The sequence below is a fragment of the Nostoc sp. NZL genome (assembly GCF_015714705.1).
GTDB lineage: Bacteria > Cyanobacteriota > Cyanobacteriia > Cyanobacteriales > Nostocaceae > Nostoc > Nostoc foliaceum_A.
The window spans coordinates 1-14985 of record NZ_WBKL01000049.1; the positions used below are offsets into that span (position 1 = coordinate 1).

A 14985-nucleotide genomic window follows, 5' to 3' on the forward strand; every position below is an offset into this window, starting at 1 on the left:
GAATATGACTTCATTTAAAAGTATTTATATTTTAATCTAGTGTACCTCATAATAGACGCAAGTGCTGTATATCTGGCTAAGAGTTCCCGATGGTATCAATAATTTGGACATTTTTGTGCCAGATACAGCTGCATTTAAAAATGTACCAATTTCTAATTAGTCGGACAATACGGTTCAGAAGACGCGATTTATCGCGTCTCTACAATCAGGGTTTTGTTGCTCATTCTAAACTGTATTGCTCTATCGGATTAATTTTGATAATGTGCAAGATTCCCAACTTCTCCATGAAGTCGGGAATCTGAACAACTTAACTCAAACAAAATTATTTCATACTTTAAATTAGCAACCCCAAATTAAAGATGGTAGATGACTGAGGTTGCAATTCAAAAAAGATTACTCCTCTTCTTCCTCTCCGAACACTGCGTCTATAAGTTCTTGTGCGCGTTCGTCTGAAATTTTTAAGGCTTCCTGAAGCTCAGAGATATAATCTTGTTCTGCTTCGGGTACTTCTTCGTCAATTCCCACAACTAAGATAGCTGTGATGTATGCAGCTTCACGATAACCTCTATTGGGTAAGGATTCGATGGATTGAGCGATTAAATCTTCTGGTTCTTCTTCTTCAATCAAGCTGACGACTTTTTCGGTCAATTCTTCAAAGTCTTCTTCAGAGTAATCTTCAAATAAGTCAACCCGACCGAGAAATTCACTTAAAGCATATTCTTCTGTGGAAGAAATACCTTCACCATCAGCAGCAGCGGAAAAAAGTCCAAGGATTGCGATCGCAACTTCTGGTTCTAGAGCAACTGAACTAACACTACGGCCTTTGGGCAACTTGCGTTTAGACATAATTATCCTCTAAAAGTTACGTGATATTTCAGGAAGTCATATTTTGCGGTTTATCATGCTTCCTCGATTTATGATTCCCAAAAAAATGCAGAAATATACATTGGGATGAATCTTTTTTCCATAAAAAATACGCAGAGAATATATTAATCTGCGTATAAAAACGGTTAAGTTCTCTTGAGCGATCGAGGTTTTTATTACTTGTGTACGCTGCGTAGCCTAAAAAGATACGGTATACACACAAGTCTGAAATAGCTGATTAACCAGGATTTTACCCCACCCTAACCCTCCCCTTGTAAAGCAGGGCTGTTTCATTCGATCTCTTAGAGATTTTGTCAAGAGTATGAGTCATAAACTTGCTTGATTTGGTAATCGAAAAGCTACCACCTCAACGAGTAAATTTAAGTACAATCGCCATTTTCTTGTCCAATCGGATTTTTTAGCCACCTGATTTTTTTGCTTGAGACGCTTGTAAATCAGCGCCTTTTAGGGAATGAAACAGCCCTGCCTACTCTAGGAGTCAACTACTACCAACCGCTAACCCTGGCGAAGTAATGAGTATTTTAAGCCGTCAGATTTTAGTTTCATAAAAAACGGCAGAAAACTCCATTCACTTATGGGTGGAGTTTTTCATAATTTCATACTCAAATATGCAATTAAACCACAACATATCAAATATACGCCCTTGGCTTACGATAACACCTGCAAATACCTTGCCGAAAAATACCCTGGTGACTTTGCCAGATGGTTACTTGCATCTGACACTTCCGATGTCCAAGTACTCAAAACCGAACTTAACCTCGAACCCATTCGCGCTGATTCGGTGACATTCCTGCAAATCGCCAACCAAATCTTGCATTTAGAGTTTCAAACGACACCAAAATCTAAAACCCCACTTGATTTTCGGATGCTGGATTACTACACCAGATTAAAACGAGAATACTGGTGTGATATTGAGCAGGTGTTGATTTTCTTACAACCCACCTCCTCAGAAATTGTTTTTAATACCCAGTATGTAGATAAAAAAACCAGACATGAGTATCGAGTGATTCGTTTATGGGAAGAAGATTCCACACCACTGCTAGCTAACCCTGCACTCTTACCACTGGCGACATTAGCCAGAACCAACTCACCCGCAGACTTGTTAACTCAAGTCGCTACTGCTGTCGATATGATTGAAGAAACAGACGAGCGACAAAATATATCAGCTTGTGTACAGGTTTTAGCTGGTTTGCGGTTTGATAAAAGTTTGATTACACAGCTTTTCAGAGAGGAAATTATGCAAGAATCTGTGATTTACCAAGACATTCTGCAAAAGGGATTGCAACAGGGAGAAGAACGAGGAAAGAAACAGGAGGCGCTACAACTGATTATACGTCTTTTGATACGTCGGTTTGCTGCAATTGAACCAGAGACAGAACAGCAGATTCGCACATTATCCATAACTCAACTAGAAGACTTAGCTGAGGCGCTGTTAGATTTCTCCAGTCAAAGCGACTTAGTGAATTACTTAGGAAATATCTCTTTACCTCAACCCAATCAGGAAGATTAAGCTATCTCTACGCAAGAGGAAAGGGAGCAGAAGTAGGGGAATTCCTTTATCTTTCTCCCTTTCTCCTTGCTCCCCTATGTCTCTGGTCTGAATTATCAAAAAGCGTTACAGCTTCGTCCCACACTCAGCACAGAAGTTATGGGTAGGAGCATTTTTGGCATTGCAGTTGCTACAATACACTGGCTCGGCTGCGGCTTTCGGAGGTTGTTTCTGCAAACCGACCATTTGAGCGTTGCTTTTACCAGGGGCTACCATTGGATAGCAGTTTTCGTCTCTGGTGACGTGGACATTCACAATCACCGGGCCTTTGTGCGCCAACATTTCAGCGATCGCATCTTTTAATTGACTGCGATCGCTAATTACCATGCCTTTAATGCCATAGGCTTTCGCCAACAACTCTACGTCTGGCATCCCTACTTCCATGTTTGAGCATGAGTAACGCTCACCATAGAAGGCTTGCTGCCACTGGCGCACCATCCCTTGCCAGCCGTTATTGATAATTATTGTCTTGACATTTATCCCATACTGTGCGAGTGTTCCTAGTTCCTGCAAACACATTTGGAAACTGGCATCACCGCTAATACAGATGACTTCTTCATCAGGAAACGCCACTTTCGCGCCCATTGCCGCAGGTAAGCCAAAACCCATCGTTCCTAAACCGGCACTAGAAATCCAGCGTCTTGGGCCATTTTTGAGGAATTGTGCTGCCCACATTTGATGTTGTCCCACATCTGTAGTGTAGAAAGCTTGTGGCGCTTGGCGACTGACTTCTACAATCACTTCTTGGGGTGAAATGCTGTCGGGATGCTGCGGCACTATGAGAGGATACTCTTCGCGCCAACGGTTGACTAAATTTAACCACTCTTGGTTTTGATTAGGGGTAGCCTTAACGCCTGTTTCTTTGCATCGACGCAACAAGTCTACTAACACGTTCCGGACATCGCCAACGATGGGCACTTCGGGTACGCGGTTTTTGCCGACTTCTGCGGGATCGATGTCGATGTGAATTACTTTGGCGCGGGAGGCAAATTCGTCTAACTTGCCTGTAACGCGATCGTCAAATCTAGCGCCAACGCAAATCAGCAAGTCACAATCACTAACGGCGAAGTTAGCGTAAGCTGTGCCGTGCATCCCCAACATTCCCAAAGCTAGGGGATGATGTTCATCAAAGGCACCGATCCCCATTAAGGTTGTGGTGACAGGGATATTGAATAATTCAGCTAGCTGTTTGATTTCTTCATGAGCACCAGCTGCGATCGCACCACCACCGACATACAATAGCGGACGGCGACTTTCAGTAATCAACTGGATCGCGGCATGAATTTGCCGGGGATTACCCTTCACAGTGGGACGATAACCGCGTAACTTTACTGAACCTGGTTTTACAGGTACATAGTCAAATTCTTCTAAAGCTACATCTTTGGGGACATCAATCAAAACTGGCCCCGGACGCCCAGTACTAGCGATGTGGAAGGCTTCGGCGACGATTCGCGCCATATCTTTGGGGTCACGCACTACATAGGAGTGCTTGACGATCGGTAGCGTAATCCCGTAAATATCGGTTTCTTGAAAAGCATCTGTACCAATAGACGGCCGTGCTACCTGTCCCGTAACTACAATCATCGGGATTGAATCCATGTAGGCGGTGGCGATCCCTGTTACCAAGTTAGTTGCTCCTGGGCCAGAAGTCCCAAAGCATACTCCTACTTTCCCTGTGGCACGGGCGTAACCATCGGCGGCGTGGGCTGCGCCTTGTTCGTGTCTCACGAGAATGTGCTTCATAGCACCAGTTGCTTCCACCTTATACAGGTCGTCGTAAATTGGTAGAATTGCCCCACCAGGATAACCAAAAATATAATCAACGCCGTGGCGATGAAGGCTGTCAAGCAGAGCAAAACCGCCAGATGCACGTTTGGGCACGACTGGCGGGCTAGAAGTACGAGACTGTTTGTGATTCTCGGTTTGTGGGAGACTGATTTGGGAAAGCGATCGCACGGTCAAACCTCAGACTATAGCTAAAGTTAATGCTGAATTCTGTAGTTAAGATTTCATTTTAATTGAAAACTTCAATCAAAATCTTATTAATTTTTATATTAAATATAAACCTAGACTATTAGCCTACATTAATTAAATTACGTCTTGCAAGACTCGGCGGGGATTTTGCCAAGCCCAAACACCGACAACTACGACAACAATACTCATTCCTACAAGCACAGTTCGCAAGCCGAGAGCATCAGTTAATGGCCCAGTAATTGCCAGGGGTAACGCCAGAGCAATGTTAACAGCATGATTTTGAAAGCCAAATACTTTACCATGCATGGTAGGTGGTGTTTGCTGTTGAATTAAAGTCTGCATGGGTACGCCAATTAGGGAAGCACCTACACCCAAAAATGCACAGAGTCCTAGTGCCACTAATAAGTTGTGCGTAAAAGTGAAGACTCCTAAAACTAGTGCCATCATCAAAAATCCAATTAAAGGTAAGGGCTTGTGATGCAATTTATCACCCCAGTGACCTAAAATCGCCGCACCAAATACCATACCCACCCCGGCTGCTGCCAAGAAAAAGCCAAACTGTTTTTCTTTAAGACCAAACTCCTCGGCTAATTGAATTGTCAGCACCGTTAAGGCTGCAAACACACAATATAAGGTTGTCACTTGCAGCATGGCATTCAATATCAAACGGTTTTTCTTGAGATAGCGTAGGCTGGCGGTGAATTCGGCCCAAGGGTGATTTGATGCCCAGCCTTCCCCGTGGGGGTTGTCTTCTTTAAACTTAATCGGCTGCATGATCACAGCCGATAATATATATAATCCCCCAACCACAACCTCTTGGCCGTATTCTGCTCCCATCAAGTTTTTCGACAAACTCAAAATCGGCTCTCCGATTGCAAAGCCAACAATTAAAGCTCCCATCATCGTGCTACTGAAGAGTGCATTGGCTGCCAACAAATTTTCTCGCTTTACCAACAGGGGAATAGCAGCTTGCTCTGCGGGTGCAAAAAACTGCGTCACTGAAGAAATGGCAAAAGTTAAAATTAACAGAATTAGGAATTCCCTTGGCAAAAAGGGAAGACACAGGGTTAACAGCCCACGCACCACATCTGAGCCGATCATAATCAGCTTTTTTGGCAAGCGGTCAACAAAGATACCACCAGCAGAACCAAACAAAATCGCTGGTATTGTAAAGGACAGCATCAAAGTTGAGTACATTGAGTTTTGTGCCAACCCAGCAGGTGGAGAGTAGTTCTCCAGCAGAGCAATCATCAAAACGAAGAAGATTTTATCTGCTAACTGGGACACCAGTTGCCCAATCCACAGGAGCATAAAACCACGGTTTTTTAGCAGTGCGCCAAACCCGTTATTAACAGCAGCCGGTTCTGTTGGAAACATTAGATACTTTGGGATAGTGACTAGGGTAGATGGGGCAGGGGATAGAGGATAGGAAATATGGGATAGTGGATAGGAAATAGTTTTTATTGACTATCACCTGTAACCTGTTCCCTTCTCCACTCCTAACTCTCTAACTCCTAACTCCTAATTCTGTTGTCCGGACTAATTTGCTTCATAGTGCTTTAACAGCATATGCAAAAATTCAGCTGCTGTCAGATGACCCTTGGGTGGAGAAATTCCAATGAATGAATCTACCCACCAACCCTGTACAGTTTGGGCCGTAGACGCAGAGCGGCTTGTCGTTAGACATTGCCACATGGACAAATGATCAACTGCGGGATCTGCATAAAAGTTATTTTGCCCACTACCTAGCAAACACGAACTCCAATGGGTGAAATAATCATGACTCATCCGATGAATAGGAAAATTACCCTGTAGTGGCACTCCCCATCCATCTATAGCAATAAATGCTTTGACACGACCACCTAAGAGTTGCCACAAATGCGCTGCCCCTATTGCCCCGACTACGCCAGCACTAAAGCTAATGAATATAATTGGCGATTTTAGCTGATCGCCCAAGCGATCGCGCAAAAACTGCAAGATATGAAATGCTGATAAAACCAATAAATCCTGACTCGGAAATACCAGTATATTTGCTGTTTTATGACCGATTGTGCTATTAGAAACTAAATCTAACAATCCGAATCTAAAGCTTTCAGTTAATTCTGGTTCATGGATTCCAGGGCAAATAATTATACTCATCTGTCTATTGGGTTAGCAGCTTTCACAATTATTAATAACTTAAAATTACTACAGGGATTTATTAATTGTTAACCCTGACATAAATCAGGCAATGGGAATTGAACTTGAGATAAAACTGAGTTTTTCAGCTTTTTGAACATTTAAAACATATTAGAACTTATGCAAAAATCCTCTAAAACTCTCATTTCTCCGTGACCTCTGCGTCCTCTGTGGTTCGTTTTCCGTTACCTGTGTGTAAGTCTTAATATATGTCAAAATTCAAACAATACTTGATATCGTAAAGCCCGACAAACTTGAGTGTTCCAGACTTTAAGTCCTTTGATGAAACAACTTCTACGTTAATTTTCAATTTTTCACCGAAGAAGCGGAGGGGCGCTTTGCTGGGAGCAGGGGGAGCAAGAGAAGAGTCCCAAAGCCGTGGAGCGGAGCGGAACATGGGTATGAAGCCCCGCTATAAAGGGCGCTCTTACTGGGGCGGAGTCTGAGCTTCCGTCTCAGTTCTCCCCCTTGCTCCCTGTCCCCTGCTCCCCTGCCTCTTTTGACACCCAAGGCCACAATGGGAATCGGCATCACTAGACGAGAATTGCTCAGTATGCAGTAATACTCGTAGTATGTCTTTTGATGTATTATTTTGATTTTCTCACCTATCCTATCCCCCTGGATGGGATAATAAGTTACTAGTAGAGTAGGGAAAATGTGTAAGCTATTCCCTAACTTTATATTTCTCTGCACTCTGGTTATATTGAGGAACTCATTGTGGTTGCCACGCCGGAAAAAGTACAACACACCCACGAGCATCTATCAGGTAAAGACCGTGTAGCCGTACTGCTTATGGGCTACGGCGAAGTCGAAAGCTACGAAGATTTCGCCAACTATAACGAACAGGCTTTAAATCTACTGACAGCAAAATTCGCACCGGTGCCAACCTGGATCTATCCCCCTCTGGCAAAACTCTTGGCGCTATTTGACCGCCATGAGTGGGGACACACACATCACGATTTTATCTCCCCACACAATGCCATCTTTGAACAGCAACGGGCTGGTATCGAAAAGCAATTACAAGAAAAATGGGGTGAGAGTGTCCAAGTTTTCAAGGCTTTCAACTTCTGCGCCCCTTTTCTTCCTAATCAAGTTCTAGCAGAAATCAAAAACCAAGGCTTCGATAAGCTGCTGATTTACCCACTGCTGGTTGTTGATTCTATCTTTACCAGTGGGATTGCGATCGAGCAAGTTAACAACGCTCTCGTTGAGTTGGCTGATGGTGAAGAACACTGGGTTAAAGCGCAGCGTTACATTCCTTCTTTCTTCAACGAACCAGCTTACATCGATTTGATGGCTCATCTGGTTGAGGAGAAAATTGCTGAGTTAGCCGCAGCTTATCTACCTTCTCAAATCGGTATTGTCCTAATGAATCACGGCTGTCCCCATAAAGCCAAAGGCTTCACTTCTGGGATTGCCGAAAGTGAAGCAATGTACGATTTAGTTCGGGATAAGTTAATTAACCGCTATCCCTTAATCTCGGTGGGTTGGCTCAACCATGACACGCCCTTAATTGATTGGACACAGCCAAATGCAGAACAGGCTGCAAATAACCTGATTCAGTTAGGTGCAAAAGTGGTAATTTTTATGCCAATTGGCTTTGCCACAGAAAACCACGAAACTTTATTGGATGTACACCATATCATCCATGCTTTGGAAAAACAGCATCCTGGTACGAACTACGTGCAAATGGCTTGCGTCAACGATCATCCAGAATTTATGGCAATGGCTGCCCAATGGGCTGATACTCATATTGCAGAGTTGTTGTCAGAGCAAACTTTGGCAGTTAATCCCCAACTTGCTGGGGATCATCATCACCACCACCATCATCATTAATTAATGTAATCCTCGGCGTGAACGCACGAGGATTCTAATCATCACTGATTAGTTTTAGTTTTGTAGGGTGGGCATAGCTATGCCCACCCTACAACTAATTTACGCCCCGCAGCTTGCGAGTGTTATCAACTAAACTTTGAGCAAATTGATCAAATCTTTGAGAGAGCTTCTCATCTACTAGTTTGCCTTCAGGACTGAAAGCACCCCAAGCTTGTCCGATCGCAATTTGTTCTGGAATCACCCAACCATGTACCCAACGGACAATTAGCCGTAGGTCATTTAAAGCATTACTATTAGACTGACCACCCAAAACACTAATTAGTCCTGTCACTTTATCAGACAGTTGCTCAAAACTCATCAAATCCAAGGAATTTTTCAGGACACCACTAACACCACCATGATACTCAGGTGTCGCTAAAATTAATCCATCGGCGCGACTGACTGTATCTTGCAACCGCTGAACATCTGGATACTCTGGATACTCCTTTGCGCCAGTACAAAACGGTAAATGCAACTGCCTTAAATCAAGAATTTCTACCTCTGCACCGAGGGCTTCTACCCTTTGCACTGCTAAAAGTAAAGCAAGCTGGGTATAGGAGTTGGGTCTTAAACTACCACCAATGCCAACAATTCTCACCATAATTAAGCAACAAACTATTAACTAGCTACTATCACCAGATTTTTTGAAAAGCGGAATCGTTATGATTATGCTTATCTTAGCGATTTGTGTCAGAATGTGTCAAATTAATATCTACAGTCAAGAGCCAGAATAATTATCCAGTTTGCTCAACTTGATGTGATAGCCGGAAGAAACTTGGGAATGCTTTTGTGTGGAAGTTAGACTAGATAAGAAAAGTGTAATTTCCAGTTATTACAATTTTTGCTAGAAGAATAGGCATAAAACCATAGCTCAACTTGTGCCACCAGACAAAAGGTAATTATTATGACAAATTTGGGAAAAAAAGCATTGATAAAAAGGCAGTCATCAAAGCGTGTTGCTTGGGTTGGTGCAATCGCAGCTAGTTTGATTATGTTGCCAGGAATGTTCTCGGCTTCTCCCGTCTTGGCACAAAAAGCAGAGAGCACTGCTCTAAATTATGGTGACTTGATCAAGAAAGCGAAGGCGGGAGAAATCCAAAAAGTAGAGCTTGACGAAACCGAACAGCTAGCAAGAGTTTATCTCAAGGGGCAAAAGGAGAATACACCACCGCAACAGGTGAGACTTCTAGCACAAAACACAGAGTTGATTAACATTCTCAAAGATAAGAATGTTGATTTTGGCGAGGTTTCCTCTGCTAACAGTCGAGCTGCTGTTGGGCTGTTGATCAATCTGATGTGGATTTTGCCACTGGTGGCTTTAATGCTATTATTCCTGCGGCGCTCTACTAATGCTTCTAGCCAAGCGATGAATTTTGGCAAATCCAAAGCTCGCTTCCAAATGGAAGCAAAAACTGGAGTGAAATTTGAAGATGTCGCCGGGGTTGAAGAAGCGAAAGAAGAACTCGAAGAAGTTGTTACTTTTCTGAAACAGCCAGAAAGATTTACTGCTGTAGGCGCACGGATTCCCAAAGGCGTGCTGTTAATTGGCCCTCCTGGTACTGGTAAAACTTTACTTGCAAAAGCGATCGCAGGTGAAGCAGGTGTACCATTCTTCAGTATTTCCGGCTCGGAATTTGTGGAAATGTTTGTTGGTGTGGGTGCATCTCGCGTGCGCGACCTCTTCAAGAAAGCCAAAGATAATGCTCCTTGCTTAATATTTATCGATGAAATTGACGCAGTAGGTAGACAAAGGGGTGCTGGGATCGGTGGCGGTAACGATGAGCGCGAACAAACCCTCAACCAACTCCTCACCGAAATGGATGGTTTTGAAGGTAACACAGGCATCATTATTATTGCTGCCACTAACCGTCCAGATGTTTTAGATGCAGCACTGCTCAGACCGGGACGCTTTGACAGACAAGTGATGGTAGATGCACCGGATCTGAAAGGGCGACTGGAAATTTTGAAAGTCCATGCTCGGAATAAGAAAATTGATCCTAGCGTATCATTAGAAGCGATCGCTCGCCGCACTCCTGGATTTACTGGCGCAGACTTAGCCAACTTACTCAACGAAGCCGCCATTCTCACTGCGAGGAGACGCAAAGAAGCTGTCACCCTTTTAGAAATTGATGCTGCTGTAGATCGAGTTGTTGCAGGTATGGAAGGTACCGCCTTAGTAGATAGCAAGAGCAAACGCTTGATTGCCTATCATGAAGTTGGACACGCTTTAGTAGGCACATTGCTCAAAAACCATGACCCTGTGCAGAAAGTTACATTAATTCCACGAGGACAAGCACTAGGATTAACTTGGTTTACTCCCAACGAAGAACAGGGGTTAATTTCCCGTTCCCAACTCAAATCCAGGATTACTGCTACCTTGGGTGGTCGCGCCGCCGAGGAAATCGTTTTTGGGAAGCCAGAAGTGACCACAGGTGCAAGCAATGACTTGCAACAGGTGACAGGGATGGCGCGGCAGATGGTAACACGCTTCGGGATGTCAGAATTAGGCCCATTGTCACTAGAAAATCAGAGTGCAGAGGTATTTTTAGGACGCGACTGGATGAATAAATCAGACTATTCTGAGGAAATTGCCGCCAAAATTGATTCGCAAGTGCGCGAAATTGTTAACAATTCCTACATCAAAGCCAAAGAACTATTGGAAGAAAACCGCATAGTTTTGGAGCGTTTAGTAGATTTGCTAGCCGAACAGGAGACTATTGAAGGCGATTTATTCCGCAAAATTGTTGCTGATCATGTTCAAATAGCCGATGAACAATTGGCTGTACCTCATTAGGAAATAGATAAAAGCCAACAGTCTATCGACTTTAGACTAGTGAAAATTCAAAGGCTCAGATTCCCGACTTTTTTAAGAAGTCGGGAATTTTATTGGAAAAAATTCAGAAGACGACCTCAGCCTTCGCAAAAACTAGCACACACAAAGTCTTGCCACTGTAAAGCTTAGGGTATTGTATTATATATACCCAAACAATGTACTACAAGTGGACATAAACATCATGAAATATAGATTTTGGGCAAGCTATCTGCTGGCTGCTTTAGCATTTCTCCCCTTCGAGTCTGTAAGGACTACTCAAGTTTTGGCAACAGAGTCAGTTTACCAACTGGCACAAGCCAAATCTGCTTACACCCAATATATGGTAAATGGCTATAATGAAACCAAACGAAGAAACTACAGAAAAGCTTTAGGATATTTTCAGCAAGCAGAACGCCTACGTCCTGGAGATAGGTATGCTACTGCTGCAATTAGAAATGTAACAGGTTATATTAAACGGGGTAACGCTAGAAATCGTATCGCCTTTGTTCCAGGTAGACCTGGTAGGGTCAGGTCAGCAGGAACACGAGGAAGTTGCTTTCCAACTGGACAATATATTATTCCCCTAACACCAACAGATAAAGAAGCTCAACGAACCACAGCAGAGCGCCCCACATTCTATTTCTACATTCCTCAAACCTCGACAACAGTGCAAGCACTAGAATTTGTTTTGCAGGATGATGATAGCGTTGACCCATTGTATAAGGGAACTTTCAAACCTGTTGGGCAGAATGGTATTGTTAGTGTAAATTTACCTGTTAATCAGCCATCTCTACAAATCGGTAAAGAGTATAACTGGACTTTTGCGATGATTTGTGATCTGAGTAACCGCGATAAAGACTCGTATGTACAAGGTACAATTGTGCGATCGCAAGATGAAAACCTATCTCTTCAGCTAAATCAACCAAACACAGACTTGGATCGTGCAGTTTTATTTGCAACAGCCGGATTTTGGGAAGATGCTTTGAGAACTTTAGCTAATTTACGCAGCCAGCGTCCTAATGATCCCGAAGTTCAGAAATATTGGGAAGATTTGTTAAATTCAGTAGACATTAAAGAAGTTGTAAATAAGCCTTTATTGCCCTGTTGTACTGTCCAGAAATAAGTTAAAAATTACTTAAAAACCCGGTTTTCATAGAGAAACCGGGTTTTTTACGCTTCAATTTAAAAGTAATAAAAACACTAGATGATACATATATACTAAAATATACTATGAAATTACTTGTTGTTACAAAGTATTCAACATAGAGCATCGAAAACGGAGTTGCTATGATCAAACGCCTCCTTGTGGTGGAATCTCCGGGAAAAGTCAAAAAACTCAGTCAAATTCTGGGTTCGGATTGGAAAGTTCTAGCCAGTTGTGGTCATATCCGAGAACTCAGCAATGAAGGGGACGATTCCTTAGGCTTCGTCATGGATGGCAGTAATGTCCGGTGCAATTACGTCCCGCGTGACCAACGAGCGAAAGAAACAATCCAGAAGCTCAAGTCTGCGGTGAAGCAGGTTGATGAAGTTGTCTTAGCAACTGACCCAGACCGGGAAGGCGAAACAATCGCTTGGCATCTCAAAGAAACGCTGGGTTTAAGAGAACCGAAACGAGTAATTTATACTGAGATTACAGCATCGGCGGTGCAGAGTGCGATCGCTAATCCTAGAAAGCTAGACCAAAATTTAATCGGTGCTGGGCTGTGCCGAGATTGCCTAGATAAGCTTGTAGGTTATAAGGGTAGCCCTTTAGTTTGGGCATTGAATAACGGCGCTAAGAGTGTTGGCCGAGTCCAAAGCGCGACGTTGCATCTGATTTGTCAGCGAGAAAACGAAATTCTGGCGTTTGTCCCCCAAAATTACTGGAGTGTCTGGGTAGATTATGCGGAGGGATTTCGGGCTTTTTACAAAGGGACGGTCGATTCTGCGAAAGATACAGCAGAGCAAGAAACTGAAACTAACGATGACGCGAAAGTAGGTAACAGTCCAGAAACACCGGAGTCTAAGCGCGTTCTTTCCGAAGCAGAGGCTACACGTTTAGTAGAAGAAGCACAGCGACATCCTCATCAGGTGATTCATTTTGAAGGAAAAATTGCTAACCGCCAGCCACCGCCACCATTTACAACTTCCAGCCTTCAGCAAGCAGCCGGTTCAAAGCTGAGGTTTGCTCCTGACAAAACTATGGTTGTGGCCCAAAAGCTTTATGAGGCAGGGCTTATCACATATATGCGAACAGACTCAGTGATGCTGAGTCCAGAATTTTGTGCCAGCGCCCGTAAATGGTTAGAGCAAAATGATCCGCAGAATGTACCGCAGCAAGTCGCCAAGCATCGCAGTAGCAAATCGGCTCAAGAAGCACATGAGGCGATTCGTCCAACTGATGTGTTTCGTCCCTCAGTTCAGTTGCGTTTAGAACTTCCTGATGATGAGTTTAATCTGTATGTGATGATTTGGAAACGGTCAATTGCTTCTCAGTGTCGTGCTGCCCAATTGCGTAAAACTTTGGTGATTACTCAGTCTGGTTCCCTACTGTGGTCAGCCAGAGGGCAAGTGATTGAATTTTACGGTTATGCCCGGTACTGGAATAATCTTAGCAAGGATAGTGTTTTACCTTTATTACAACAGGGACAAGCACTGAAACTGGAGAATGCGGGACATGAGCAGAAGCAGACGCAGCCACCACCCCGTTATAGTGAACCAAAATTGGTGCAACTGATGGAACGTAAAGGAATTGGTCGTCCAAGTACCTATGCTCCTACTGTTGCTACCTTAAAAAAACGCAATTATGTCGAGTTGAAAAAAGACCATCTGCAACCAACAGCTTTAGGGTTAGAAGTTGATGCGTTTTTGCTCAAAGCACTGCCTGATTTACTAGAGGCGGAATTCACAGCAAAAATGGAGGATGCCCTTGATGCAATTTCCGAAGGGAAAAACTCTTGGCAGCATTATTTAACTAGTTGGAATCAGAATTATTTTGTACCAGCGCTTTCCAAAGCTAAAACTGTAGTTGCGAGTTCCCCAACAGGTAGAGCTAATGTGATAACTGAGCGCAAATATGAAACTTCCAAGACTCGATGCCCTGAATGCAAAAATTTTCTCGCCAAAATTCCGAGTAGTAAAGTTAAAAAGAAATATTTCCTCAAATGCACAAAAGGCTGTGAAAATGTCGTGCTATTTTGGAGCGACTTTAACAAAACTTGGCAGCCGCCACAAACTAAAACAGTCCAAGCTGAAAATCAACAAAAGCCTCCCGTGAAGATGACGGCATATCCCTGCCCAATATGTAAGAAACCTTTAGAGGAGTACAGTTACATCAAAGAGGGGCAGAGTAAGAAAATGTTGCGATGTTCTGACCCACAATCGCGTAAAGATACCAAACATAAAGATGTGGCTTATTTCAGTACGCCAAAAGGGTGGTGGAGTCCTAAGTTTGGGGAGTTGAATTGTTAGGGCGTGTCATCAATTAGGTAAACTAAAATCAGTGATGCTTGGGATAAGCCAAATAGAGTTCTAATGACTCGACGTTATGCGCTACGAGATGACCAGTGGGAGAAGATCAAAGACTTACTACCTGGACGAAGAGGATATGTGGGTGTGACAGCCAAAGATAATAGGTTGTTTGTAGAAGCAGTGCTGTACCGTTATCGGGGAGGGATAGCCTGGAGAGACCTCCCAGAGCGATTTGGAGATTTCCGAGTGATTCATACTC

General features: G+C 43.4%; 11 protein-coding genes. 6 read left to right on the forward strand and 5 right to left on the reverse strand.

Going from position 1 to position 14985, the window contains the following annotated elements:
• Positions 1-393: 393 nt before the first annotated feature.
• On the reverse strand, positions 394-846 hold the full coding sequence (locus F8R90_RS06885) for a tellurite resistance TerB family protein (protein ID WP_196510133.1): 453 nt from the start codon (positions 844-846) through the stop codon (positions 394-396).
• 682 nt (positions 847-1528) lie between these two features.
• Between F8R90_RS06885 and F8R90_RS06890 the strand changes: the two genes are divergently transcribed.
• Positions 1529-2395 carry a DUF4351 domain-containing protein gene (locus tag F8R90_RS06890; protein WP_196510142.1) on the forward strand — a complete coding sequence of 289 codons (867 nt, stop codon included), beginning with the start codon at positions 1529-1531 and terminating at the stop codon, positions 2393-2395.
• Positions 2396-2500: 105 nt separating this feature from the next.
• On the opposite strand, the gene ilvB is transcribed toward F8R90_RS06890, so the two are convergent.
• From ilvB to F8R90_RS06905, 3 genes are all read right to left on the reverse strand, one after another.
• Positions 2501-4390, reverse strand: a complete 1890-nt coding sequence (gene ilvB, locus F8R90_RS06895; protein WP_196510134.1) for a biosynthetic-type acetolactate synthase large subunit — start codon at positions 4388-4390, stop codon at positions 2501-2503.
• Between the two features lie 132 nt (positions 4391-4522).
• Positions 4523-5785 carry an MFS transporter gene (locus tag F8R90_RS06900; protein ID WP_196510135.1) on the reverse strand — a complete coding sequence of 421 codons (1263 nt, stop codon included), beginning with the start codon at positions 5783-5785 and terminating at the stop codon, positions 4523-4525.
• A gap of 162 nt (positions 5786-5947) precedes the next feature.
• Positions 5948-6547, reverse strand: a complete 600-nt coding sequence (locus F8R90_RS06905) for a hypothetical protein (protein ID WP_196510136.1) — start codon at positions 6545-6547, stop codon at positions 5948-5950.
• 756 nt (positions 6548-7303) lie between these two features.
• Here F8R90_RS06905 and F8R90_RS06910 point away from each other — a divergent pair.
• On the forward strand, positions 7304-8422 hold the full coding sequence (locus F8R90_RS06910) for a ferrochelatase (protein WP_196510137.1): 1119 nt from the start codon (positions 7304-7306) through the stop codon (positions 8420-8422).
• 94 nt (positions 8423-8516) lie between these two features.
• Here the strand turns inward: F8R90_RS06910 and F8R90_RS06915 are convergent, their stop codons facing one another.
• Positions 8517-9062, reverse strand: a complete 546-nt coding sequence (locus F8R90_RS06915) for an NADPH-dependent FMN reductase (RefSeq protein WP_196510138.1) — start codon at positions 9060-9062, stop codon at positions 8517-8519.
• Between the two features lie 303 nt (positions 9063-9365).
• Between F8R90_RS06915 and ftsH the strand changes: the two genes are divergently transcribed.
• The 4 genes from ftsH to F8R90_RS06935 all read left to right on the forward strand — a co-directional run.
• Positions 9366-11255, forward strand: coding sequence for an ATP-dependent zinc metalloprotease FtsH (gene ftsH, locus F8R90_RS06920; protein ID WP_196510139.1), 1890 nt, complete (start codon positions 9366-9368; stop codon positions 11253-11255).
• Positions 11256-11475: 220 nt separating this feature from the next.
• The gene (locus F8R90_RS06925) at positions 11476-12396 is read left to right on the forward strand and encodes a DUF928 domain-containing protein (protein ID WP_230966167.1); all 921 of its coding nucleotides are present in this window, start codon (positions 11476-11478) and stop codon (positions 12394-12396) included.
• Positions 12397-12560: 164 nt separating this feature from the next.
• Positions 12561-14726 carry a type I DNA topoisomerase gene (topA, locus tag F8R90_RS06930; RefSeq protein WP_196510140.1) on the forward strand — a complete coding sequence of 722 codons (2166 nt, stop codon included), beginning with the start codon at positions 12561-12563 and terminating at the stop codon, positions 14724-14726.
• A gap of 63 nt (positions 14727-14789) precedes the next feature.
• The coding region (locus tag F8R90_RS06935) for a transposase (protein ID WP_196510141.1) at positions 14790-14985 on the forward strand (196 nt) is incomplete at its 3' end.